At 70.3% G+C, this 21047-nt stretch carries 22 protein-coding genes; 11 read left to right on the top strand and 11 right to left on the bottom strand.

Annotated elements, in window-relative coordinates; all coding sequences use genetic code 11:
- Positions 1-25: 25 nt before the first annotated feature.
- The 6 genes from GEV07_14155 to GEV07_14180 form a co-directional block, all read right to left on the bottom strand.
- Complete coding sequence (locus GEV07_14155; protein ID MQA03808.1) at positions 26-802, bottom strand: enoyl-CoA hydratase/isomerase family protein; 777 nt, start codon at positions 800-802, stop codon at positions 26-28.
- Entirely contained in the window at positions 802-1614 is an 813-nt protein-coding gene (locus tag GEV07_14160) for an LLM class flavin-dependent oxidoreductase (GenBank protein ID MQA03809.1), read from the bottom strand. Before GEV07_14160 ends, GEV07_14155 begins: the two co-directional genes overlap by 1 nt.
- Positions 1599-3128: a tripartite tricarboxylate transporter TctA gene (locus GEV07_14165; protein MQA03810.1), complete on the bottom strand. Its 1530-nt coding sequence runs from the start codon at positions 3126-3128 to the stop codon at positions 1599-1601. Before GEV07_14165 ends, GEV07_14160 begins: the two co-directional genes overlap by 16 nt.
- Before the next feature lie 9 nt (positions 3129-3137).
- A complete protein-coding gene (locus GEV07_14170) occupies positions 3138-3632 on the bottom strand; it encodes a tripartite tricarboxylate transporter TctB family protein (protein MQA03811.1) in 495 nt (164 codons plus the stop codon).
- Positions 3613-4590 carry a hypothetical protein gene (locus tag GEV07_14175; GenBank protein ID MQA03812.1) on the bottom strand — a complete coding sequence of 326 codons (978 nt, stop codon included), beginning with the start codon at positions 4588-4590 and terminating at the stop codon, positions 3613-3615. Before GEV07_14175 ends, GEV07_14170 begins: the two co-directional genes overlap by 20 nt.
- A 209-nt stretch (positions 4591-4799) precedes the next feature.
- The gene (locus GEV07_14180; protein ID MQA03813.1) at positions 4800-5603 is read right to left on the bottom strand and encodes a helix-turn-helix domain-containing protein; all 804 of its coding nucleotides are present in this window, start codon (positions 5601-5603) and stop codon (positions 4800-4802) included.
- An 82-nt stretch (positions 5604-5685) separates the two neighbouring features.
- Between GEV07_14180 and GEV07_14185 the strand changes: the two genes are divergently transcribed.
- Positions 5686-6732: a TIGR03617 family F420-dependent LLM class oxidoreductase gene (locus GEV07_14185; protein ID MQA03814.1), complete on the top strand. Its 1047-nt coding sequence runs from the start codon at positions 5686-5688 to the stop codon at positions 6730-6732.
- A gap of 63 nt (positions 6733-6795) precedes the next feature.
- Positions 6796-7794 carry a gfo/Idh/MocA family oxidoreductase gene (locus tag GEV07_14190; GenBank protein MQA03815.1) on the top strand — a complete coding sequence of 333 codons (999 nt, stop codon included), beginning with the start codon at positions 6796-6798 and terminating at the stop codon, positions 7792-7794.
- 5 nt (positions 7795-7799) lie between these two features.
- Here the strand turns inward: GEV07_14190 and GEV07_14195 are convergent, their stop codons facing one another.
- Positions 7800-8225 (bottom strand): hypothetical protein, encoded by a 426-nt coding sequence (locus tag GEV07_14195; protein ID MQA03816.1) that lies wholly within the window; start codon positions 8223-8225, stop codon positions 7800-7802.
- A 90-nt stretch (positions 8226-8315) separates the two neighbouring features.
- Here GEV07_14195 and GEV07_14200 point away from each other — a divergent pair, with 90 nt between their 5' ends.
- The 4 genes from GEV07_14200 to GEV07_14215 all read left to right on the top strand — a co-directional run bounded on the left by GEV07_14200 (position 8316) and on the right by GEV07_14215 (position 11288).
- Complete coding sequence (locus tag GEV07_14200; GenBank protein MQA03817.1) at positions 8316-8675, top strand: metalloregulator ArsR/SmtB family transcription factor; 360 nt, start codon at positions 8316-8318, stop codon at positions 8673-8675.
- 6 nt (positions 8676-8681) lie between these two features.
- Positions 8682-9305: a polyketide cyclase gene (locus tag GEV07_14205; GenBank protein ID MQA03818.1), complete on the top strand. Its 624-nt coding sequence runs from the start codon at positions 8682-8684 to the stop codon at positions 9303-9305.
- A 148-nt stretch (positions 9306-9453) separates the two neighbouring features.
- A complete protein-coding gene (locus tag GEV07_14210; GenBank protein MQA03819.1) occupies positions 9454-10563 on the top strand; it encodes a hypothetical protein in 1110 nt (369 codons plus the stop codon).
- Between the two features lie 44 nt (positions 10564-10607).
- A complete protein-coding gene (locus GEV07_14215; GenBank protein ID MQA03820.1) occupies positions 10608-11288 on the top strand; it encodes a methyltransferase domain-containing protein in 681 nt (226 codons plus the stop codon).
- Here GEV07_14215 and GEV07_14220 read toward each other — a convergent pair.
- Positions 11283-12530 (bottom strand): DUF445 family protein, encoded by a 1248-nt coding sequence (locus GEV07_14220; GenBank protein MQA03821.1) that lies wholly within the window; start codon positions 12528-12530, stop codon positions 11283-11285. The two genes, GEV07_14215 and GEV07_14220, sit on opposite strands and share 6 nt — an antisense overlap.
- Between GEV07_14220 and GEV07_14225 the strand changes: the two genes are divergently transcribed.
- On the top strand, positions 12517-12897 hold the full coding sequence (locus GEV07_14225) for a hypothetical protein (GenBank protein MQA03822.1): 381 nt from the start codon (positions 12517-12519) through the stop codon (positions 12895-12897). The genes GEV07_14220 and GEV07_14225 overlap by 14 nt on opposite strands.
- Positions 12898-12907: 10 nt before the next feature.
- On the opposite strand, the gene GEV07_14230 is transcribed toward GEV07_14225, so the two are convergent.
- Positions 12908-14230, bottom strand: a complete 1323-nt coding sequence (locus tag GEV07_14230; GenBank protein MQA03823.1) for an aminotransferase class I/II-fold pyridoxal phosphate-dependent enzyme — start codon at positions 14228-14230, stop codon at positions 12908-12910.
- A 90-nt stretch (positions 14231-14320) separates the two neighbouring features.
- Between GEV07_14230 and mmsA the strand changes: the two genes are divergently transcribed.
- Positions 14321-15808 carry a CoA-acylating methylmalonate-semialdehyde dehydrogenase gene (mmsA, locus tag GEV07_14235; GenBank protein MQA03824.1) on the top strand — a complete coding sequence of 496 codons (1488 nt, stop codon included), beginning with the start codon at positions 14321-14323 and terminating at the stop codon, positions 15806-15808.
- Positions 15809-15850: 42 nt separating this feature from the next.
- Entirely contained in the window at positions 15851-17191 is a 1341-nt protein-coding gene (locus tag GEV07_14240; protein MQA03825.1) for an aminotransferase class III-fold pyridoxal phosphate-dependent enzyme, read from the top strand.
- On the opposite strand, the gene GEV07_14245 is transcribed toward GEV07_14240, so the two are convergent.
- The gene (locus GEV07_14245) at positions 17176-18036 is read right to left on the bottom strand and encodes a carbon-nitrogen hydrolase (protein MQA03826.1); all 861 of its coding nucleotides are present in this window, start codon (positions 18034-18036) and stop codon (positions 17176-17178) included. The two genes, GEV07_14240 and GEV07_14245, sit on opposite strands and share 16 nt — an antisense overlap.
- On the bottom strand, positions 18033-19424 hold the full coding sequence (locus tag GEV07_14250; GenBank protein ID MQA03827.1) for an amino acid permease: 1392 nt from the start codon (positions 19422-19424) through the stop codon (positions 18033-18035). Before GEV07_14250 ends, GEV07_14245 begins: the two co-directional genes overlap by 4 nt.
- 174 nt (positions 19425-19598) lie before the next feature.
- On the opposite strand from GEV07_14250, the gene GEV07_14255 reads away from it, so the two are divergent.
- Together GEV07_14255 and GEV07_14260 are read left to right on the top strand one after the other, a co-directional pair.
- Positions 19599-20273 carry an FMN-binding negative transcriptional regulator gene (locus GEV07_14255; GenBank protein ID MQA03828.1) on the top strand — a complete coding sequence of 225 codons (675 nt, stop codon included), beginning with the start codon at positions 19599-19601 and terminating at the stop codon, positions 20271-20273.
- A partial coding sequence (locus GEV07_14260) for an amidase (protein ID MQA03829.1) occupies positions 20273-21047 on the top strand: 775 nt, incomplete at its 3' end. The genes GEV07_14255 and GEV07_14260, both read left to right, overlap by 1 nt.

Consider the following 21047-nt stretch of genomic DNA (forward strand, 5'->3'; position numbering starts at 1 on the left):
CAACGCTCCTCTCACCTCCCGTACATCAGCTGCCCTTGTAGACGGGACGCCGCTTCTCCTGGAAGGCCTTCCTGCCCTCGATGCGGTCCTCGGTGTCCCGCAGCAGTCCCCAGACGTAGCTCTCCATCTCGATCGCCTCAGGCAGCGGCATGTCGCGGCCGCGCCGCACGAGGTGCTTGACGGCGTTCACCGCAAGCGGAGCGTTCGCCGTGATGCGCTCGGCGAGCTCGCGTGCCCGCGGCAGCAGACCGTCCGTGGTGTGCACCTCGCTGACCAGTCCGACCTCGAGCGCGCGCGTCGCGTCGATGCGCTCGCCGGTGAGCAACATCTGCATCGCCATCGACTCGCCGATGATCCGCGGCAGCCGCTGGGTGCCGCCGGCTCCCGGGATGCTGCCGACCCGCACCTCGGCGAGGCCGAACTGCGCGTTGTCGGACGCGATCCTGATGTCACAGGCGAGTGCAAGCTCCAGACCGCCACCGACGGCGAACCCGTTGACCGCACAGATCAACGGCTTGTCGGTGTCCAGCCCGGCGAGCAGGTGCGTCGACTCCCCGGAGCCGAACGTCAGCTCCGCGTACGACTGCGGCGGCGGTGGCGTCCGCTTCAGATCGGAGCCGGTGCAGAACGCGCGGTCCCCCGCCCCGGTGAGGATGGCTACGGCGATGTCCGGATCTTCGTCCAGCTGCCGCCACACCTCACGCAGCCGGGCACGCATCTGCGGGTCGATGGCGTTCATCGCATCGGGGCGGTTCAGGGTGATCTCCGCGATCCCGCTCGCCATGGTCACGTCGACCGACATCATGGCACCAACTCTCTGATCGCACTGAGGTTGTCTTCGGTGTGCTCAGCGGTACGCAGCACCACGTCATCGAAGCCCACGTCGCTCAACCACGCCAGTCGCTCGCGCACCTGGTTCGGGCTGCACACCAACGAGAACGGCTCACCGCCGGCAAGGGGGACGTCGGGACCGGTGAGGTCGACGGTGATGTTGGTGGCCATCGCCCTGCGACCACCAGCGTCTTTGTAACGCGCAGCACCTTCGGCGAGCCGGCCGCCCCTGACCGCGGAACCGATCCAGCCCTCGAACTCCGTCGCCGCGCGGTCGATCCACCGGCCGTTGCCCCACGCCCCGATGAGCAGCGGCGGGCCACCGAGCGTCGGCTCCCACGGGGTTAGGTCGACGGGCCCGATCGCCCTGCCCGCACACAGCTCGCGCAGCGTCGTCAGGCTGTGTTCGAACCTGGCGAAGCGTTCCTCGTACGGCGTGCCGAACGCCTCGAAGTCCGACCGCGTGGATCCCGCGCCCACGCCGAGGGTGAACCGGTCACCGCACACCAGGTGCGTGGTGATGACGCGGTGTGCGGTCTCCACCGGGTTCCGCAGCCCCAGCTGGAGCACACACGTACCCACCTCCACGGATCTCGTCGCCGTGGCCGCGACCGCGACGGCGATGAGCGGGTCGGGCAGCGTGAACCCACGGTTCAGGGCGTCGAAGGCCCACACACCGTCGTACCCGCACGCCTCGATACGGCGGGCTCCCTCGGCGAGGGTCTCCGTGCGCATGGCCGAGCCGTCGTCCGCCGTCCTTGGCATGATCATGCCGACGCGCATGTGTCTCCCTCGTCGTCCCGTACCGCGCGCCTGCGTCGCACCAGACGCCACGCCGTACCGCCCACGAGCACCACGAGCACGATCGCCCACAGCGTCGGCGCGATCGTGCCGCTGAGGAAGTAGCCGACGTCGCCGCGGCTGAGGAACAGACCTTCGCGCAGGTGCTTCTCGACGAAGCCACCGAGCACCAGGCCGATCACCAGCGAGGTCAGGTTGAAGTCAAGCTTGTGCAGGAAGTACCCGATGACGCCCATCGCCAGCAGCACCACGAGGTCGAGCATGTTCTCGCGCGCGCTGTACGCGCCGACGACCGCGATGACGAAGATCGCCGGCAGCAGGATGCCCTGCGGAATCCGCAGCAGGCTCACCCACACACCGACGAGCGGGAGGTTGAGCAGCAGCAGCATGATGTTGGCTAGGTACATGGCCGCAATGAGGCTCCAGAACACGTCCGGGTGGTCGCTGATCAACAGCGGGCCCGGCTGGATGCCCTGCACGATCATCGCGGAGATCATCAGCGCGAACGTGGCGGAGAACGGCAGGCCGAGGGATAATACCGGAACCAGGCCGCCCATGGCCGCCGAGTTGTTCGCTGCCTCCGGCCCTGCCACGCCCTCGACCGCGCCGTCGCCGATCTCCTTGCGGTGCTTGGAGACCGCCTTCTCCACCCGGTACGAGGCGAAGCTCGACAGCGTCGCCGACGGCCCTGGCAGCAGCCCGAACAGGAAGCCGATGACCGATCCGCGCCCCCAGGGCGCGATCGCGCGCTTCCACTCGGCACGTGTCGGCACCAGCTCGCGCAGCCGGATCTTCGCCGGCCGCGGCACCGTGCCCTGGTCGCCGGCGATCAGCCGGAACATCTCCGCGATGCCGAACAGACCGATCGCGACCGGCACCAGGTCGATGCCGAGGCTCAGGTCGTCCATGCCGAACACGTACCGGTAGGCGTTGGTAACCTTCTCCTGCCCGACCGTGGCGAGCGCGAGACCGAGCACCATCGGGAAGAAGCCGCTCATCGCACTGCCACCGGAGATGCGCGCGAGCAGCAGCAGGCCGCCCACCGTAAGCGCGAGGTACTCCCGCGGACCGAACGCGATCCCCACGTCCGCCAACACCGGGGAGAACAACATGACGAGCAGGATCGCGATGGTGCCGGCGATGAACGACCCCACGGCCATCACGCTCAACGCAACGCCACCACGGCCCCGCTGGGTCATCTTGTACCCGTCGATGGTGGTGACCACCGACGCCGCCTCACCCGGCATGTTCAGCAGCACGGCCGTGGTGGAACCGCCGTACATCGACCCGGCGTAGATGCCGGCGATCATGATCAGCGCCGCGGCCGGTTCGAGCGTAAACGTCAACGGCAGGACGAGCGCGGCGCCGGCCACCGGGCCGAGGCCGGGCAGCACGCCGATCACCGTGCCGGCCAGCGCGCCGATCAGCGCAGCGAGCAGCAGCTCGGGCGACAGCAGCAACTGCAGCCCGTAGAGCAGACCCTCGAATGCACCCACGTCGGCGGCCTACCCGAACAACAGACCGGTCGGTGGCCGAACGGCGAGCACTTCGAGGAAGAACGCCGAGATCGCGACACCCAGCACCACGCCGCCGATCGCCGCCTTGAGCCAGGACATCTTGCCCAGCAGGCGGAGCATGCCGACGAAGAACGCCGAGCTGACGATGTACTGCCCCAACACCGGCAGCAGCACGACGTACAACACCATGCTGCCGAGCACGATCAGCACCTTGCGCCGCGCCGAACCCGTCGGCAGCATCAGCGACCCGCTGACGCTCCTGGTGAGCAGCGCCTCCAGGCACGTAAGCAGGGACACCGCGAGCAGACCGATGCCCACCACCCGGGGATAGAACCCAGGACCTGGTTGGCCCATGGTGCCGAACGACAGCCGGAACGCCTCGATCGTGTACGCGACCGCGCTGACGAACGTGACGGCGCCGACCACGAACCGGCCGCGGCGCTTGCCGTCCAGCCGCCGGTCGCTACTCGTCGAGGTGCTCATTGAGCTCCTCGAAGCTCTTGCGGTAGTCGGCCAGCTCCTTGTCGACCGCCTTCTCCGTCTGCACGTCGAGCAGGTAGCCGTTGTCCTCGATGAACTGCTCGAACTTGGGGTCCTTGACGAGCTCGCGTGACGTGGAAACCAGTGTCTTCCGCACGTTCGCCGGCATGCCCTTCGGCGCGATCACGTAGTAGGCCGCGGGGAACTGGACGTCGTAGCCGGCCTGCACGATGGAGTCGGCTTCGGGGAACATCTTGTAGGTCTTGGGCCAGAACGTCCCGATGACGCGCAGCTTCCCTGCGTCGACCTGAGACTTCAATGAGGGCCCGTAGCCGGAGACGGCGTCCACCCTGCCACCGAGCAGCGCGGTGAGCGCCTCGCCGCCACCGCCGGTGAACGGCACGGGGGTGAAGTCGACGTCCGCCTTCCGGTTGAGCTCGCGGATCGTCAGGTCGGGCGCGGTCTTCTCGCCGGACGTGCCGACGCGGACCTTGCCCGGGTTCTTCTTCGCATGGTCGAGGAGGTCGTCGAACGACTTCCACGGCGAGTCCGCCTGCACAGCGATGACGTTGGGCAGGTCGACGAGCTTCACGATCGGCTGGTAGTCGTCCGGGCTGTCGTAGGGCAGGTTGTCGTTGATCGTCGGCTGGTACGAGAGGGCCGAGTTCGACGACAGCCCGATGGTGTAGCCGTCCGCCTTCGCCTTCACGACCTCGCCAGTGCCGATCGTCGCCGAACCGCCGTCCTTGTTCTGCACTACGACTTTGGTGTCCAGCTCACGCCCCAACAGCTCGGAATACTGCCGCGACAGCGGATCCGTCGAGCCGCCTGTCGCGTACGGAACGATGAACGTGATGTCGCGGTCCGGGTAGGAAGCTTCTTCTCCGCTGCCACAACCGGCTGCGAATAGCGCAGCCACAGTAGCGAGAGCAAGGCCCCCGCGGGTCAAGGCGTTCTTCATTGCACTGCCTCCGTCTGATTCCGTCCCCCAAACGTTTGTACGGGATGCGTACAACTGACCGTAGAGCGTGCAGTAAAGTTAGCCCCGTGTTACGTACGTGTCAACGCCAGGGCAGGCACTGCCGCGGGCAGGTGCTGCCTGCGACACGTTCGGTCGCTGGTGACTTGCTACGGCCGCGACGGCCGGGTGTGCCGGTCGCGCAAGGCGTCTCAGTACTCGCTCACCGGCCGGTTGGCGTCGAAGACGAGCCGTGCGCCGAAGAGGATGCTCACCTGGCTCGCGCACTCCTGCAGAGCGGGCAGCACCTCTTGCTCTGCCCGCTTCCTGCTGAGCCGGTTGCCGTGCACCGAGATGTTCAACGACGCAACGACCCGCTCACCCGTGCCGAAGACGGGTACCGCTACGGAGGTCAGCCCTTCCTCGAGCTCGTTCTCGACGATCGACCAACCCTGCTTGCGTACCTTCGCGAGCTCACGGCGCAGCGCCACTTCCTCGGTGACCGTATGGCGGGTGACCGGCTTCAGCTCCGCGTTGGCGAAGTAGTCGTCGAGCTCGGCCGGTTCCAGGTAGGCGAGGATCGCGCGACCGAGCGAGGTGGCGAACGCAGGTATCCGGCCGCCGATGTAGACGGCGACGGTGACCATCCGCTTGGTGGTGCGCGCGACACACACGACGTCGGTGCCGTCGAAGACGCCGGCGAGGCAGTTCTCGCCGAGGTTGCCGCTCATCTCGTCCATGATCGGGAACGCGGCGTCCCACAGGTGTACCGACGACAGGTACGCGTAGCCAAGCTCGAGCACCCGTGGGCTCAGCGAGTAGGCGCGACCGTCGTAGCGCGCATAACCCATGTCTTCCAGCGTGATCAGGACCCGCCGCACGGTGGGCCTGGTCAAGCCGGTGCGTTCGGCTACCTGGCTGACGGTCATGTTCGCATGCTTGGGCGTGAACGCCTTGATGACGGCAAGTCCTCGCTGCAGGGACTGCACCACATCCGCGCGTCGCTCCTCGGGCATCCACGCAGTCTATGCAAAGACGTCCCCGGAGCTGACAACCAACACCGGGAGCTCACCCAACCGATCAGGAAAGGCGATGCCGATGCAGGTGGAATCCAGTCTGCGTTCGATCCCGCTCGACGAGGTCGAGACGACCTCCGCCGAGCTGGAACGTGCCGGCGTGGACAGAATCTGTGACTCCGAGATCCGTCGCGACCCGTTGCTCTCCATGACGCTCGCGGCCGCGAAGACGAGCCGGCCGACGCTCGCGACGGCGGTCACCATCGCGTTCGCCAGGAGTCCGATGGTGGTCGCGTACTCGGCGCGGAACCTGGACGACTACTCGCGCGGGCGCTTCCGGCTCGGTATCGGCACGCAGGTGCGGCGGCACGTCGAGGAGCGCTTCGCCAGCGACTGGGCGGCTCCTGGCCCGAAGCTGCGCGACTACCTCCTTGCCCTGCAGGCGATCTGGCGCACCTGGCAGGACGGCGAGCCACTGAGCTACGAGGGCCGGCACTACTCGCTGAGCCTCATGACGCCCGAGTTCGACCTCGGCCCGTCCGAGCACGGCAAGGTCAGGCTCGACATCTCGGCGGTCAACCCGTACAACCTGGAACTCGCCGCCGAGCTGTGCGACGGCGTGCGGCTGCACTCGTTCGTCACCGCCGAGTACATCCGCGACATGGTCTGGCCGCGGCTGACGGCGGGTGCCGCCAAGGCGGGCCGGGACCTCGGCGACTTCACGGTGCTCGGCGGCGGCTTCATCGCCACCGGCGCGACCGAGGAGGACGTCGTGCAGGCACGAGAGTGGGCGCGGTCGCGCGTCGCGTTCTACGGCTCCACGCGCGCGTACCGCCCCGTCCTCGAGCACCACGGCTGGGGCGAGTTGCAGAGCGAGCTGCGCGCGCTGGTGAAGCAACAGCAGTGGGACCAGCTGGCGAGCCGGGTGCCTGACGAGGTGCTCGACGCGTTCTGTACGGCGGCACCGCACCACCAGCTCGCCGCCAAGGTCGCGGAGCGGCTCGGCGGCCTCGTCGACGTCATCCAGATCCCGAGCGTGCGGGTGCACGACGACGGCTGGGAGTCGTTCGCGTCCGCGGTCGGCGACCTCGCCGCCGTGCCGTCCGCCGCGCCCGGCCCGGCGCGCTAGCAACCACACCGGCCAGCGAGCTATCCTCGGCCGGTCGTACAGGGCGTGCGTGAGGAGTAGCGGATGCCGACACGGACCGACGCGCTGCGGATCGGTGTCCTCGGTGCGGCGCGGATCACACCCGCCGCGCTCCTCCGCCCTGCCCACGACAACCACGACGTCACCGTCGCCGCGATCGCCGCACGCGACCGCGACCGGGCCCACCGGTACGCGCACAGGCACGACATCCCGACGGTGCACGACGACTACCAGGCGCTCCTGGACGACCCGCGGATCGACGCGATCTACAACCCACTGCCCAACGGGCTGCACGGGCGGTGGACGCTCGCCGCGCTCGATGCGGGAAAGCACGTGCTCTGCGAGAAACCGTTCACTGCCAACGCGGACGAGGCACGTACGGTCGCGGCGGCCGCGGAGAATTCGGGCCTGGTGGTGATGGAGGCGTTCCACTACCGGTACCACCCGTTCGCCCGGCGGGCGCAGGAGGTGGTCGACTCGGGCGAGCTCGGGGCGCTGCGCCGGGTCTCGGCCAGCTTGTGCTTCCCGTTGCCGCGGTTCGGCGACATCCGCTACGACTACAGTCTCGCCGGCGGCGCGATGATGGACGTCGGTTGCTACGTCCTGCACCTGCTCCGGCTGCTCGGCGGTGGCGAGCCCACCGTCGTCTCTGCGACGCCGAAGCTGCGCACGCCTGAGGTCGACCGCGCCATGCGGTTCGAGCTGAGCTTCCCCGCCGGGCACTCGGGCACGGGGCTGTGCTCGATGTGGTCCAAGGACCTGTTCCGCGCCTCCGCGCGCGCCGTCGGCGACGAGGGCGAGCTACGGATCTTCAACCCGTTCGGTCCGCAGATGTGGCACCGCTTCGTCGTCCGCACCAGGACGGGACGCCGGGTCGAGCAGTTCCCCGGCCGGCCCACGTACGCCTACCAGCTGGACGCGTTCGTCCACGCGATCGCCACGGGCACACCTGTCCTCACCCCGCCGGCGGACGCGATCACCAACATGACGGCGCTCGACGCCGTGTACGAGGCAGCAGGGATGCCGCTGCGGCAGCCGGGCTGAGGTACCTACGCCCGCGCGAGCAGGTCGGCCTCGACCTCCGCCACCGCGCGCGCCGGGTCGACCACCTTGGTGAGCACCTTGCCGTCCACCACCACGGCGCATGCCGCGGTCGCGGCGTTCAGCTGGCGCAGGGTCGCCGTGACCGACATGCCACGGCGCCTCGCGTCGCGCCAGATGGCGGGCAACAGCGCGACGGTGTTCCGCGGGTCGACGACGGTCACCTCGAGCTCGTCCTCGTCGAACCTGTCGCGTAGCGCGCGGTACACCTCACCGACCCGCTCCATGTCACCGCGGACGCACGCGTACGGATCCTCGCCGTCACCGTCGATCACGCTCGTGACCTCGCTGCCGAGCCGCCCGCAGCAGCCGGAGCCGGACAGCTGTTCGTCCCACTCCCGCACCAGGAGCACCCTGTGCTGTCGTCGCGACATGTCCCTCACCGCACTCTCGCCTCCTCCAGGATACGCCGGGCGAGTTGCTTGCGCTTGACCTATATAAGCCGAGCCTAATATTGTGTCGCCATGCACGCGCTCGACGTCCTCGGTGACCCGGTGCGGCGCCGCATCCTCGAGCTGCTCGCCGAGGGTGAGCAGTCCTCCGGCGCGGTGACGACCGTCATCCGGGCGGAGTTCGGGATCTCGCAGCCGGCCGTGTCGCAGCACCTCAGGGTCCTCAGGGACAACGGGTTCGCCACGGTGCGGGCCGAGGGGACCCGAAGGCTCTACGCGGTGGACGCCGAACCACTGCAGGAGGTGGACGTGTGGCTGGAGCGCTTCCGCAGGTTCTGGGACCAGCGCCTGGACGCCCTGGGCACCGAGCTGGCCCGGGGGAAACGCGAGCGCCGCAAGACAACCGAGACCGACGAGGGGGACCAGACGTGACCTACAATGCTCGACCAACTCAACCGGGCGCACCGCGAGCTCGGCAGCCGCGACGCCGGCGAGGACGCCGGGCGCGCGGTGCTCATGAAGCGCACCTACGACGCCGTCATCGACGACGTGTGGGACGCCTGCACCAACCCGGACCGCATCGCCCGCTGGCTCGCCCCGGTCAGCGGCGACCTGCAGCTCGGCGGCACGTACCAGCTGGAGGGCAACGCCGGCGGGGAGATCAAGCGCTGCGAACCGCCGAAGCTGTTGCGGGTGAGCTGGATCTTCGGCGACAACCCGGCCTCGGCGGTGGAGGTGCGGCTGGCCGAGGTGAGCAGCGAGGAGACCGCCTTCGAGCTGGAGCACATGGTCGTCGACGCCGACCCGGACTTCTGGCAGCAGTTCGGCCCGGGGGCCGTCGGCGTCGGCTGGGATCTCGCCCTGCTCGGCCTGGCCGCGCACCTGCAGGGCGAGGACTACACCCAGGATCCTGCCGAGCTGCTGCAGACGCCCGAGGCGAAGGAGTTCATGACGGCCAGCAGCCAGGCCTGGGGAGCCGCGCACGAGGCGTCCGGGGTCAGCGCGGAGGAGGCCAAGGGCGCGACCGACCGCACCATCGCCGCGTACACCGCGGACGCATGACCCTGTGGGTAGCGGCCGGTTGCGGGAATACGGCAGCCCGGTAGCCAGGCGGTGAACACTCGCTCCCGCGCATGACCCTGGCTTTACGGTGCGGCATGCTGACCGTGCGACTCTTCGTCGACCCGAACCCGTACCCCCGAGGGACGAGATGGCTGAGCGCGTCTTCCTGCACGTCGGTGCGCCGAAGACGGGAACCACGTACTTGCAACAGATGCTGTGGGGAAACCGCAGTGCGTTGAAGAACGAAGGCATCCTGTTGCCGGCCACCCGCAAGGCCCACTACCAAGCGATGGGCGACCTGCGCCGCGGCGTCTGGCACGACCCGGACGCCTGGTGGACGTGGGACCGGCTCGCCGCCAAGGCACGGGCGTGGAGCGGCACCGTCGTCATCAGCGAGGAGATGCTCGGCGCCGCCACGCCCAGCCAGGCGAAGCAGGCGATCGAGAGCCTGCAGTCCGCCGAGGTGCACGTCGTGGTCGCCGGCCGCGACCTCGGCCGGACGATCCCGTCGAGCTGGCAGCAGGGCGTGCGGGCCCGTAACCTCGGCCGGTACCGCGACTACGTCAACGCACTGCAGACCGGCAAGTACCCGGAGTTCTGGGCGCACCAGACCCCGCTGCCGATCCTGCGCAGGTGGTCGGACAGCCTGCCCGCCGCGCAGCGACACCTGGTGACCGTACCGCCGGACGGCGCCGACCCGCTCCTGCTGTGGCAACGGTTCGCCGGCGTGATCGGGATCCCGGAGGGCCTGTGCGAGCAGCGGTCCAGCCACAAGAACACGTCCCTCGGGGTCGTGGAGACGGAGCTGCTGCGCCGGGTGAACAACGCGCTCGGCGACTCCTACCCGCTGCGCGCGCCGTACCTGAAGGTCGTGCACGGGCACCTGGTGAACCCGATCCTCAAGCGGCGCAAGGGCGGTGAGCGGTTCGGCGCGCCACTCGAGCTGGCCGACTGGATCCGCGACACCGCCGAGCAGATGGCCGACGACGTACGGCAGTACAAGTGTGACGTCGCCGGCGACCCTGCCGACCTGGTTCCCGCGGAGCTGCGCGAGGGCACCGCGCCGGACGAGGTCAGCGAAGAGGTCCTGCTCCAGACCGCAGTCGAGACCATCGTCGGCATGCTCAAGCACACCGACAGGACCACTCGCCGGATGCGTCCCGCCGAGGCCGACATGAGTCGACGGGTGCGCCGGTTCACCGTGCGCGCGAAGCGTCGGCTCGGCAGCGCGGCCGACCGGCTGCGCCGCTTCGGCTGACGCCGGTCGGGCAGAATGCGCACCACGGCAGCTACGGAGGTGCGATGCAGAGCAGGGACCCGGACGAGCATTCCAGGATGCTCGCGGCGAAAGCGGTGAGCGACGGCGACCCCACCGGTTGGTTCGAGCAGTTGTACGTGGACGCCGCCGCCGGCGTCACCGGCGTGCCCTGGGACAGGGAGTACCCCGGTGCCCTGTTGGCGAAGTGGGTGCAGGCGAACGCCCCGACGGGTGACGGCAGGCGCGCTCTCGTCGTCGGCGCCGGACTCGGCAGGGACGCCGAGTTCCTCGCCCGCCTCGGCTACGACACCGTCGCGTTCGACATCTCCGCCACTGCCGTGGCGGCCACGCGCAGCCGCTACCCCGACTCCCCCGTGCAGTACGTCACCGCGGACCTGCTCGACCCGCCGGTGCAGTGGCGGCGCGGTTTCGACCTGGTGGCGGAGAGCCTGACCATCCAGTCCCTGCCCGCAGCCGTCCGCGCCCCTGCCCTCGCGAACCTCGCGCCGCTTGTGGCACCGGGCGGCACTCTCGTCGTGGTGAGCGTCGCGGCGGGCGACGACGAGCACGAGGGCGGACCGCCGTGGCCGCTGCACCGTAGCGAGATCGACGCATTCGCGACCGACGGCGTAGAGACCGTTCGGGTGGACGACGTCACGATGCCGGACGCGCCCGGCGTGCACTGGTGGGTGGCCGAGCTCAGGCGCCCGGCAGGCGTGTCATAGCAACACGCTGACGGTGTGGATCGCCAACCCGGCGAGCGCACCGACGACGGTGCCGTTGATCCTGATGAACTGCAGGTCGCGGCCGACGTGCAGCTCGATCTTGCGTGCCGTCTCCTTGCCGTCCCACCGGTTCACGGTGTCCGAGATGACCGTCGCCACCTCTGCTCCGAAGCTGGTGACCAGGTACTCGGCGGCGTCGCTGGCGTGGCCGTCCAGCCGCCCACAGAGCGCGTCGTCGCGCAGCAGCCGCTCGCCGAAGGCGCGCAGCGCGTCGACGCCGCGCTGCCGCAGCAGCCCGTCGGGTTCCTCCACCGCCTCGATCAGGCCGCGGCGCAGCGCGTTCCACAGCGCCGTCGCGGTGGGCGCGGTCTGCGGGTGCTCGAGCAGCCGCACCTTCAGCCGCTCCACCCGCTGCCGCATCTCCGTGTCGTGCTGCATCTCGTCGGCCAGCCGGGACAGCAGGTCGTCGAGCGCCTTGCGCGCGGGGTGGTCCCGCTGCTCGCGTACCTCCGTGACCCAGGTGACGAGCTCGCGGTGCACCCGGCGACCCACCCTGGTGTCCAGCCAGTGCGGCGACCAGCGCGGCGCACGGGTGCCTACGACCTCGGCGACCAGGGCCTCGTTGTCGAGCAGCCAGGTGTGCGCCTCGGTGAGCACCACCTCGACGACGCCGTGGTGCGCGTCCTCCGCGACGACGTCGGCGAGCAGCCGGCCGGCGAGCGGGCTGACCGGTTCGTCCCGCAGCCGCGGCACCAGCACCTGCTGGACGAACGCCGTCACGTCGTCGTCGCGCAGCACGTTCAACCCGCCGCGCACCAGCCGGGCCGCCTCCCCGACCACGCGCTCTGCGTGCTCCGGCTTCGCCAGCCACGCGCCGACGCGGCGGCTGAGCTCCGCCGAGGCGACCTTCTCCCGTACCACGGGCGCGGAGAGGAAGTTCGCGGCGACGAACTCCTCCAGGCTGCGGCCGAGCGCCTCCTTGCGGGTGGGGATGATCGCCGTGTGCGGGATCGGCAGCCCCAGCGGCCGGCGGAACAGGGCGGTGACCGCGAACCAGTCCGCCAGCGCGCCGACCATCGCCGCCTCCGCCGCCGCGTTGAGGAACTCCCAGCCCGCCGGACGGTCGAGGGTGAGCAGGTAGGTCACGGCCGCGAGCAGCAGCAGCGCAAGCGCGAGCAGCCGCATCCGGCGCAGACCGGACAGCCGCGCGACATCGGGATCGATCGCCATGGTGGTCGCCATACGATTCATCCTGCTGCACCGCGCCCCCCGGTTGACGGACGACGCCCCGATCCCCACGACGACAGGACCTTCGCCGGCGGCCGGTAACCCTTCGCCCCTGCACCTCCCGACCGAACGGGAACTGAACCTCAACGACGGACGCCGGGAATGGCGAATCCACGCCGCCGTCTACGCGGTCGTGATGACGGGGCTGATCGGCCTCAACGTCGCTCTCCTCGCGGCAACGTCGGCGAGCTTCTTCTGGTTCCCGTTCCCGTTGATCGGGTGGGGTATCGGACTCACCGCGCACTACCTGCACGCAGTGCGCTGGGCGGAGCACGACATCCGGACACGCCAGCAGAAGATCGAACAACTGGCCGCGCGCTGAGCGGCGGCTGCTACAGCGCGCCGTACTGGGTGGGGTGCTGGCGGGTCGCAGGGGCGATGCGGGTGGCCAGCTCCTCGTAGCCGTCGGCGATGGTGGCGCAGGTCAGGCGGATGTGGCCGGCCGGTAGCGGCGCCGCGAGGAACGGGGAGCCAGGGGCCGCGGTGATCTGGTCGACGGCCAGGCGGACCAGGGCGGACTTCTCGTCGTGTACGTCGACCCACATGTTGATGCCGTCGCAGCCGGACACCCGCACCCCCTGGGCCGCCAGCGCCTCGGTGAGGCCCCGGCGCCGGTGCGCGTACGCCTCGCGCGCCCGCCGCACCGCGTCGGTGGCCGCCGGGTCGGCGAGCAGGTGGCAGAGCACCAGCTGCAGCAGCCGGCTCGACCAGGCCGGGCCGAGCAGCCGGCGCCGCACGACCTGGTCGACGACCACCGCGGCGCCGCCCAGCGCGGCCAACCGCAGGTCGGGGCCGTGCGACTTCGAGTAGCCACGGATGTGGACGGTACGGTCCGGCAGCCAGCTGCCCAGGCTCACCAGCGGCGACGTGGACAACGCACCCGCGTGGTCGTCCTCGATCACCAGCGTCCCCGTGTCGCTGAGGACTCCGGCCAGCTCGCCGGCCCGCTCAGCGGTCATCGCGTGCCCGTGCGGGTTGTGCGCACGCGGCTGCACGACCAGCGCCGCGGCCGGGCCGGCGGCCAGCGCCTCGGTGAGCGCCGCGACGGACACCCCGCTGTCGTCCACCGGCAGCCCCACCACCTCGACGCCCTGCTGCTCGAGCAGGTCGAGGATCGGCGGGAACGTCGGGTTCTCCACCAGCACCCGGTGGCCGATCCGCAGGGTGGCCCCGAACACCCGGTCCATCGCGTCGAGCGCACCGTCCACGACGGTCATCAGCTCGGGTTCGAACGGCCAGTCCGCACGCAGCAGCTCCTCCAGCTCCGGCAGCACCGGGTGCTCGAAGTACGAGCTGGTCTCCGGCTGCCGGCCCATCTTGCGCAGCGCCGGCCGCAGGTCGGGTAACAGCGCAGGATCGGGGATCCCGGCGGAGAGGTCGAGCGCCTTGCCCGCAGTGTCCTGGTGCAGCCGGGAGAACCTGGCCGGCGCCGCCGGCCCCGGCATGCCCCGTACGGTCGAGCCGCGCCTGCCGCCGGTCTCGATCACGCCGTGCCGCTGCAGCTGCCGCCACGCCGCCGACACCGTCGTCGGGCTAACCCCGAGCACGCGCCCCAGCTCCCGCACGGTCGGCAGCTGGGTGCCCACCGCCAACCCGCCGTCGGACACCAGTCGCGCGACGTCCCGCGCGATCCCCTCCGCGCTGCGCGCGGTCAACCGCAGCGCCAGGTCGTCTGCACTCATCACCTTTGTACAGTAACAACACCGCTATTGTGTAGCGCAAACGGTGATGTTTGAATCGTAGGTATGCAACGGATCTCTCACGTCATCGGCGGTAAGACCACGCCCGGCACCTCGGGCCGCACCTCGCCGGTGTTCAACCCGGCCACCGGAGAGCAGACGGCCGAGGTCGACCTGGCCGACGTGGCCGAGGTGGACGCCGCCGTCGCGGCGGCCGCGGCGGCCTTCCCGGCCTGGCAGGCGACGAGCGTCGCCAAGCGCACGGAAATCATGTTCGCGTTCAGGCACCTGCTGCACGAGCACCGCGAGGACGTCGCCGCGGCGATCACCGCGGAGCACGGCAAGGTGCTCTCCGACGCCGGCGGCGAGGTCGCCCGCGGGCTGGAGAACGTCGAGTACGCGTGCGGCATCTCCGAGCACCTCAAGGGTGGCCACAGCGAGCAGGCCACGAGCGGCACCCGGGTGCACGAGGTGAAGCAGCCGCTCGGCGTGGTCGCGGGCATCACGCCGTTCAACTTCCCCGCCATGGTCCCGCTGTGGATGCTGGCGAACGCGATCGCGTGCGGCAACACGTTCATACTCAAGCCGAGCGAGAAGGACCCGTCCGCCGCGCTGCTGATCGCAGACCTGCTCAAGCGTGCCGGCCTGCCCGACGGCGTGTTCAACGTCCTGCACGGCGACAAGGTCGCCGTCGACCGCATCCTCGAGCACCCGGAGATCCAGGCGGTGAGCTTCGTCGGCTCGACGCCGATCGCTAGCTACGTCTACGAGAACGGCACCGCCGCCGGCAAGCGGGTGCAGGCGCTCGGCGGCGCGAAGAACCACATGGTGGTGCTGCCGGACGCGGACGTGGGCATGGCCGCAGACGCCGCCGTCTCCGCCGCGTACGGCTCGGCCGGCGAGCGGTGCATGGCGGTCTCCGTACTGGTGCCGGTGGGCGAGGTCGCCGACCCGCTGCTCGAGGCGATCCAGGAGCGCATCGCGAAGCTGCAGATCGGGCCGGGCACCGAGCCGGCGTCCGAGATGGGCCCACTGGTCACGAAGGAGCACAGGGACAAGGTCGCGTCGTACGTGGACGGCGCCAAGGCCGACGGGGCCACCGTGCTCGTGGACGGCAGGGAGAAGGAGTTCGCCTCCGACGGCTACTTCCTCGGCGTCTCGCTGGTCGACAACGTCACAGACTCGATGGACGTGTACCGCGACGAGGTATTCGGCCCGGTGCTCTCTGTGACCCGCGCCGACTCGTTCGACGACGCGCTCACCCTGGTCAACGCCAACCCGTACGGCAACGGCGCGGCGATCTTCACCCGCGACGGCGGCGCTGCCGCGCGGTTCGAGCACGAGGTGACCGCCGGCATGGTCGGCGTGAACGTGCCGATCCCGGTGCCGGTGGCGTACTACTCGTTCGGCGGCTGGAAGGCGTCGCTGTTCGGCGACACCCACATGTACGGCCCCGAGGGCGTGCACTTCTACACCCGCACCAAGGTCGTCACCACCCGCTGGCCGGACCCGGCGACCAGCTCGGTCGACCTGGGCTTCCCGACGAACCGGTAGCAGTTGTCCAACAACGAGAGCACGAGCGAGGCAGCCGAATACATGAGCACACACGAGCAGGTGGTCGCGGACGACAGGAACCACGTTTTCCACTCGTGGTCGGCACAGGGCAAGATCAGCCCGCTGCCGATCGCGAGCGCCGAGGGTAGCTGGTTCACCGACTACCACGGCAACAGGTTCCTCGACCTCGGCTCCCAGCTCGTCAACGCCAACCTGGGCCACCAGCACCCGGACCTGGTCGCGGCGATCGCCGAGCAGGCGCAGCGGCTGTGCACCGTCGCGCCGGCGTTCGCGAACGACAAGCGCGGCGAGCTGGCCCGGCTGATCGCCGAGCGCACGCCAGGCGACCTCGACTCGGTGTTCTTCACCAACGGCGGCGCAGAAGCGATCGAGCACGCCACCCGGATGGCCAGGCTGCACACCGGGAGGCAGAAGGTGCTCAGCGCGTACCGCTCGTACCACGGCGGTACCTCCGGCGCGATGTCGCTCACCGGCGAGCCACGCCGCTGGGGCAGCGAGCCCGGCATGCCGGGCGTGGTGCGGTTCTTCGGGCCGTACCCGTACCGGTCGGCGTTCCACGCCGCGGACGAGGCGCAGGAGTGCGAGCGCGCGCTCGCGCACCTGGAGCAGGTGTTCGAGCTGGAGGGCCCGCAGAACGTCGCGGCGGTGCTGCTCGAGACCGTCGTCGGCACCAACGGTGTGCTCGTGCCGCCTGACGGCTACCTGGCCGGCGTGCGGGAGCTGTGCGACAGGTACGGCGCCCTGCTGATCTGCGACGAGGTCATGGTCGGCTTCGGCCGCATCGGCGAGTGGTTCGCGGTCAACGCGTGGGACGTGACGCCCGATCTGATCACGTTCGCGAAGGGCGTGAACTCCGGCTACATCCCGCTCGGCGGCGTGGCGATCTCCCGCAAGGTGGCGAACACCTTCCAGGAGCGGCCGTACCCCGGCGGTCTCACCTACTCCGGGCACCCGCTCGCGTGCGCGGTGGGCGTCGCGTCGATCAACGTGTTCGAGCGCGACGGCATCCTGGAGCACGTGCGCACGCTCGGCACCGACGTCGTCGCACCCGCGCTCGCCGACCTCGCCGCCAGGCACCCCAGCGTCGGCGAGGTGCGCGGACGCGGGCTGATGTGGGCGATCGAGCTGGTTCGCGACCGCGACACCAGGGAGCCGCTGGTGCCGTTCAACGCCGCCGGGCCGGCGGCCGAGCCGATGACGAAGGTCGCGGGCGCGTGCAAGGAGCGCGGCGGCTGGCCGTTCACCGCGATGAACCGGCTGCACCTGGCCCCGCCGCTGGTGATCACGGCCGAGGAGCTGAAGGAGGGCATCTCCGCCTTGGACGCCGCCCTCGACGCGGCGGATGGCTACGTGACCAGCTGACCACCGGCGAGCACGGCCGCGTTCAGTATCGGAGTGCCTTGGTAGCGATGCGGGCGGCGCGGTAGGCGTCGTTCATGACCTCGTCCTTGTCGCCCTCGCCTTCGGTGCGGTCGCCGACGTAGTCGTCGAATCGCCGAGCCGCCCACCCAGTCGACGCCGCGTTCCGTGCCGACGCGGTCGGCGGCGGCGACGTAGCACCGGTTGACCGACGCAGACGCCTGCACCCGCACCACCTCCACCGGCCGCTCACCGGCCGGACACGGTCCGCCCGGCCAGTTGGTCGGTGCGCAGATGATCTCCGCGCCGGCGAGCGCGGCGAGCCGCATCCACTCCGGGAACTCCAGGTCGTAGCAGACGACGACGCCGACCCGGCCGAGCGACGTGTCGGCCACCACGGGCGGCGCGGCGCCCGGGGTGAACAGCTCGGTCTCCGCGTCCCACAGGTGCACCTTTTGGTAGACGGCGCGCAGCCCGTCCACGTCGATCAGCGCGGCGCTGTTGTAGTAGCCGCCGTCCTCGCCGCGTTCAGGAAACCCGGCGACCACGACCACGCCACGCTCCTGCGCGACGGCGGCCAGCCGTGAGACGGTCGCGCCATCGCGCCACTCCGCGTTCCGGCCGAGCTCGAGCCGGTCGGCGAAAACGTAGCCGCTGCTCACCAGCTCGGGCAGCACCACCAGGTGCGCGCCGGCGTCCGCGGCGGCGGTCACCGCGTCGATCGCGCGGTCGACGTTACGCGCGCGGTCGCCGATGACCGGCGCGAGCTGGCACACGGCGACGCACACCGCACCGGGCTCGGTCGCGTGGCCGGACCTGGCGTCCCTGACGACGAGGCCGGCCGTCATCGAGCCGCGGTCGCTTCCGCCGTGGGGTCCTCGTCGTCCAGCCGCAGGTCCGGCGGCCTGCGGGTGAAGAAGCGGGTCAGGACGAGCAGGTAGCCGACCCCGACCGCCGTCCAGCCGAGCCCGACCATGAACGTGGTCTTCGACAGGCTGGTCCACAGCCACAGCGTCAGCAGCACGCCGATGCCGGGGATCACCCCGTACAGCACGATGTCGCGCGCCGTACGCCGCCGGTCGTCGACGACGTACTTCTTGATCACCGAGAGGTTCACGAACGAGAACGCGACCAGCGCGCCGAAGCTGATCATCGCCGCCGCGAGCGTCAGCGAGATCCACAGCGCCACCAGCGAGATGACGCCGACGAGCAGGATCGCGAGCACCGGCGTACGGAACCGGTCGTGCAGCCGGCCGAACACCCGGTTCGGGAGCACCCGGTCGCGGCCCATCGCGTAGAGGATCCGCGACACGCTCGCCTGCGACGCCATCGCCGACGCGAAACATCCCGCGACGTACGCGGCGGTGAAGAACGCCGCGAGGAAGCCGCCGCCGACGTGCTTCATCACGTCGAGCGCGGCGGAGTCCGCGTTGGTGAAGTCCTGCCACTGCGGGAAGGCCAGGTGCCCCACGTACGACACGCAGATGAAGGTCGCACCGCCGATGATGGTGACCAGCATGATCGCCTTCGGCACCCGGCGCGGTGCGTCGCGGGTCTCCTCCGACAGCGTGGAGACCGCGTCGAAGCCGAGGAACGACAGGCAGAGGATCGCCGCGCCGGCGAGCACCGTGGACGGGTCGAGGCCGGCGTCCACGAACGGCTGGGTCAGCGACGGCGGGTCGCCACCCGCGATGGTGCGGAACGACAGCGCGAAGAACACCGCGAGGAAGACGATCTGGAACCCGACGAGCACCAGGTTGGCGTTGGCGACCAGCTTGATGCCGAGCACGTTCAGCACGGTGACCGCGACGATGGCCGTGAGGATCCACGCCCAGTTGGGCACCGCGGGGAAGCTCGCCTTCAGGTAGATGCCGATCACCAGGTAGTTGATCATCGGCAGGAAGAGGTAGTCGAGCATCAGTGCCCAGCCGGCCACGAAGCCGACGTGCGGCCCGAACGACTGCTGGGTGTAGGTGTACGCCGAGCCCGCGTACGGGTGCACCTTCACCATCCGGCCGTAGCAGTACGCGGTGAACAACATCGCCACGAGCGTCACCACGTAGGCGGTCGGCAGGTGTCCCGCGGTGATCTCGGTGACCACGCCGTACGTGGTGAACACGGTGAGCGGCACCATGTAGGCGAGGCCGAAGAGGACGAGCGAGGGCAGCCCGAGCACCCGCCGCAGCGCGGTCTTCGCCGCGGCCGCGGGCTGCTGACCATGGATCTGTTCGGTCATGCGAGTCCTTTCCTCGGGCGCCCCGCACATGGACTATGCCGGCCGGACTACCATCGGTCAAGAAGCGCGCAACGATTCCCGCACGATCTACCGGCAGTTACGATGGAGATTCGCTAGCGTAGCCGCTGTTCGCAACGGATTCCACGCTCCTGTCCCCTCGAAACCGGAGGCCGCATGTACCAGCCCGCCGAGTTCCGCGAGCGGCGTGCGCAGGTACTGCACGAGCACATCGGGCGGCACAGCTTCGGCACCCTCGTCAGCCACGGCGCCGGCGGGCTGGCCGCCACCCACACCCCGTTCCTCTTCGACCCGGACCACGGCGAGCACGGCCTGCTCACCAGCCACCTGGCCAGACGCAACCCGCAGTGGCGCGACCTGACGGACGGCGCGGAGGTGCTGGTGATCTTCCGCGGGCCGGACGCGTACGTCGCGCCGCGCTGGTACATCGCGGAGCCCGACGTGCCGACGTGGAACTACACCGCGGTGCACGCGCACGGCGTGTACCGGCAGCTGACCGGCGCGGAGGCGACGCTCGACGTGCTGCGCAGGACCGTCGCCGAGCACGAGGTCGACCGCTGGCGGCTCGACTCGCTCGACGCCGAGCTGGTGACCGGCCTGGCCCGCGGCGTCGTCGCGTTCGAGGTCGAGGTCACGTCGCTGGCCGGCGGCTTCAAGCTGAGCCAGGACAAGCTCGCCGCGGACGTGGACGCGGTCGTCGCGGGTTTGCGCTCGTCCGGCGACGACGAGGCGCGGGCGGTGGCCGCGGCCGTCCGCGAGTACGGCTCACCCGGTCGGACGGGCGCGCCGAGCACCGACCCGACGTCGTACGGCCCGGAGGACACGCGCTGATGCTGAGCCAGCACGAGTACGCCGACCAGGACGCCGTCGGCCTCGCCGAGCTGGTCCGTAGCGGTGCCGTCACGGCGGGCGAGGTGCTCGACACCGCGCTGTCGCTGGTCGACGCGCTCGACGGCGAGCTGAACGCGATCGTCACCGTGCTGGCCGAGCACGCCCGCGACCAGGTGGCCGCCGGGCTGGGCGGCGGCCCGCTGGCCGGCGCCCCGATCGTGCTGAAGGACGAGTACCAGTTCCTGCCGGGTGCGCCGACCCAGCACGCCGCGCGCATCTCCGCGGGGCTGACCCAGGACCACCCCACCGAGCTGGTCGAGCGCTACCGCTGCGCCGGGGTGGTGATCGCCGCGAAGGCCAACCTGCCCGAGTTCGGCGCGAGCGTCACCTGCGAGCCGGTCGCGACCGGCACCACGAGGAACCCCTGGCGGCTGGACCGTACGGTCGGCGGCTCGTCCGGCGGGTCGTCGGCCGCCGTCGCCGCCGGCATCGTGCCGCTCGGCTACGCCAACGACGGGGCCGGCTCGATCCGGATCCCGGCGTCGTGCAACGGCGTCTTCGGGCTCAAGCCAAGCCGCGGCCGGGTGCCGACCGGCCCGGACAACGGCGACCTGTGGAACGGTCTGGTCATCGAGCACGCCGTCACCAGGAGCGTGCGTGACAGCGCGGCATTGCTCGACGCCACCGCGGGCGCCGACCTCGGCGCGCCGTACGCGGCGCCGGCGCAGGACGGCCCGTTCCTCACCGAGGTGGACCGCGCCCCTGGAGAAATTG

The sequence above is a fragment of the Streptosporangiales bacterium genome, assembly GCA_009379825.1.
Classification (GTDB): Bacteria; Actinomycetota; Actinomycetes; order Streptosporangiales; family WHST01; genus WHST01.

What these genes read in the sequence shown, in the direction of transcription:
- GEV07_14155 (MQA03808.1), bottom strand. Translation starts at nt 802, where the DNA reads ATGTCGGTCGACGTGACCATGGCGAGCGGGATCGCGGAGATCACCCTG.
- GEV07_14160 (MQA03809.1), bottom strand. Translation starts at nt 1,614, where the DNA reads ATGCGCGTCGGCATGATCATGCCAAGGACGGCGGACGACGGCTCGGCC.
- GEV07_14170 (MQA03811.1), bottom strand. Translation starts at nt 3,632, where the DNA reads ATGAGCACCTCGACGAGTAGCGACCGGCGGCTGGACGGCAAGCGCCGC.
- GEV07_14175 (MQA03812.1), bottom strand. Translation starts at nt 4,590, where the DNA reads ATGAAGAACGCCTTGACCCGCGGGGGCCTTGCTCTCGCTACTGTGGCT.
- GEV07_14180 (MQA03813.1), bottom strand. Translation starts at nt 5,603, where the DNA reads ATGCCCGAGGAGCGACGCGCGGATGTGGTGCAGTCCCTGCAGCGAGGA.
- GEV07_14185 (MQA03814.1), top strand. Translation starts at nt 5,686, where the DNA reads ATGCAGGTGGAATCCAGTCTGCGTTCGATCCCGCTCGACGAGGTCGAG.
- GEV07_14190 (MQA03815.1), top strand. Translation starts at nt 6,796, where the DNA reads ATGCCGACACGGACCGACGCGCTGCGGATCGGTGTCCTCGGTGCGGCG.
- GEV07_14195 (MQA03816.1), bottom strand. Translation starts at nt 8,225, where the DNA reads ATGTCGCGACGACAGCACAGGGTGCTCCTGGTGCGGGAGTGGGACGAA.
- GEV07_14200 (MQA03817.1), top strand. Translation starts at nt 8,316, where the DNA reads ATGCACGCGCTCGACGTCCTCGGTGACCCGGTGCGGCGCCGCATCCTC.
- GEV07_14205 (MQA03818.1), top strand. Translation starts at nt 8,682, where the DNA reads ATGCTCGACCAACTCAACCGGGCGCACCGCGAGCTCGGCAGCCGCGAC.
- GEV07_14210 (MQA03819.1), top strand. Translation starts at nt 9,454, where the DNA reads ATGGCTGAGCGCGTCTTCCTGCACGTCGGTGCGCCGAAGACGGGAACC.
- GEV07_14215 (MQA03820.1), top strand. Translation starts at nt 10,608, where the DNA reads ATGCAGAGCAGGGACCCGGACGAGCATTCCAGGATGCTCGCGGCGAAA.
- GEV07_14225 (MQA03822.1), top strand. Translation starts at nt 12,517, where the DNA reads ATGGTGGTCGCCATACGATTCATCCTGCTGCACCGCGCCCCCCGGTTG.
- GEV07_14220 (MQA03821.1), bottom strand. Translation starts at nt 12,530, where the DNA reads ATGGCGACCACCATGGCGATCGATCCCGATGTCGCGCGGCTGTCCGGT.
- mmsA (MQA03824.1), top strand. Translation starts at nt 14,321, where the DNA reads ATGCAACGGATCTCTCACGTCATCGGCGGTAAGACCACGCCCGGCACC.
- GEV07_14240 (MQA03825.1), top strand. Translation starts at nt 15,851, where the DNA reads ATGAGCACACACGAGCAGGTGGTCGCGGACGACAGGAACCACGTTTTC.
- GEV07_14245 (MQA03826.1), bottom strand. Translation starts at nt 18,036, where the DNA reads ATGACGGCCGGCCTCGTCGTCAGGGACGCCAGGTCCGGCCACGCGACC.
- GEV07_14250 (MQA03827.1), bottom strand. Translation starts at nt 19,424, where the DNA reads ATGACCGAACAGATCCATGGTCAGCAGCCCGCGGCCGCGGCGAAGACC.
- GEV07_14255 (MQA03828.1), top strand. Translation starts at nt 19,599, where the DNA reads ATGTACCAGCCCGCCGAGTTCCGCGAGCGGCGTGCGCAGGTACTGCAC.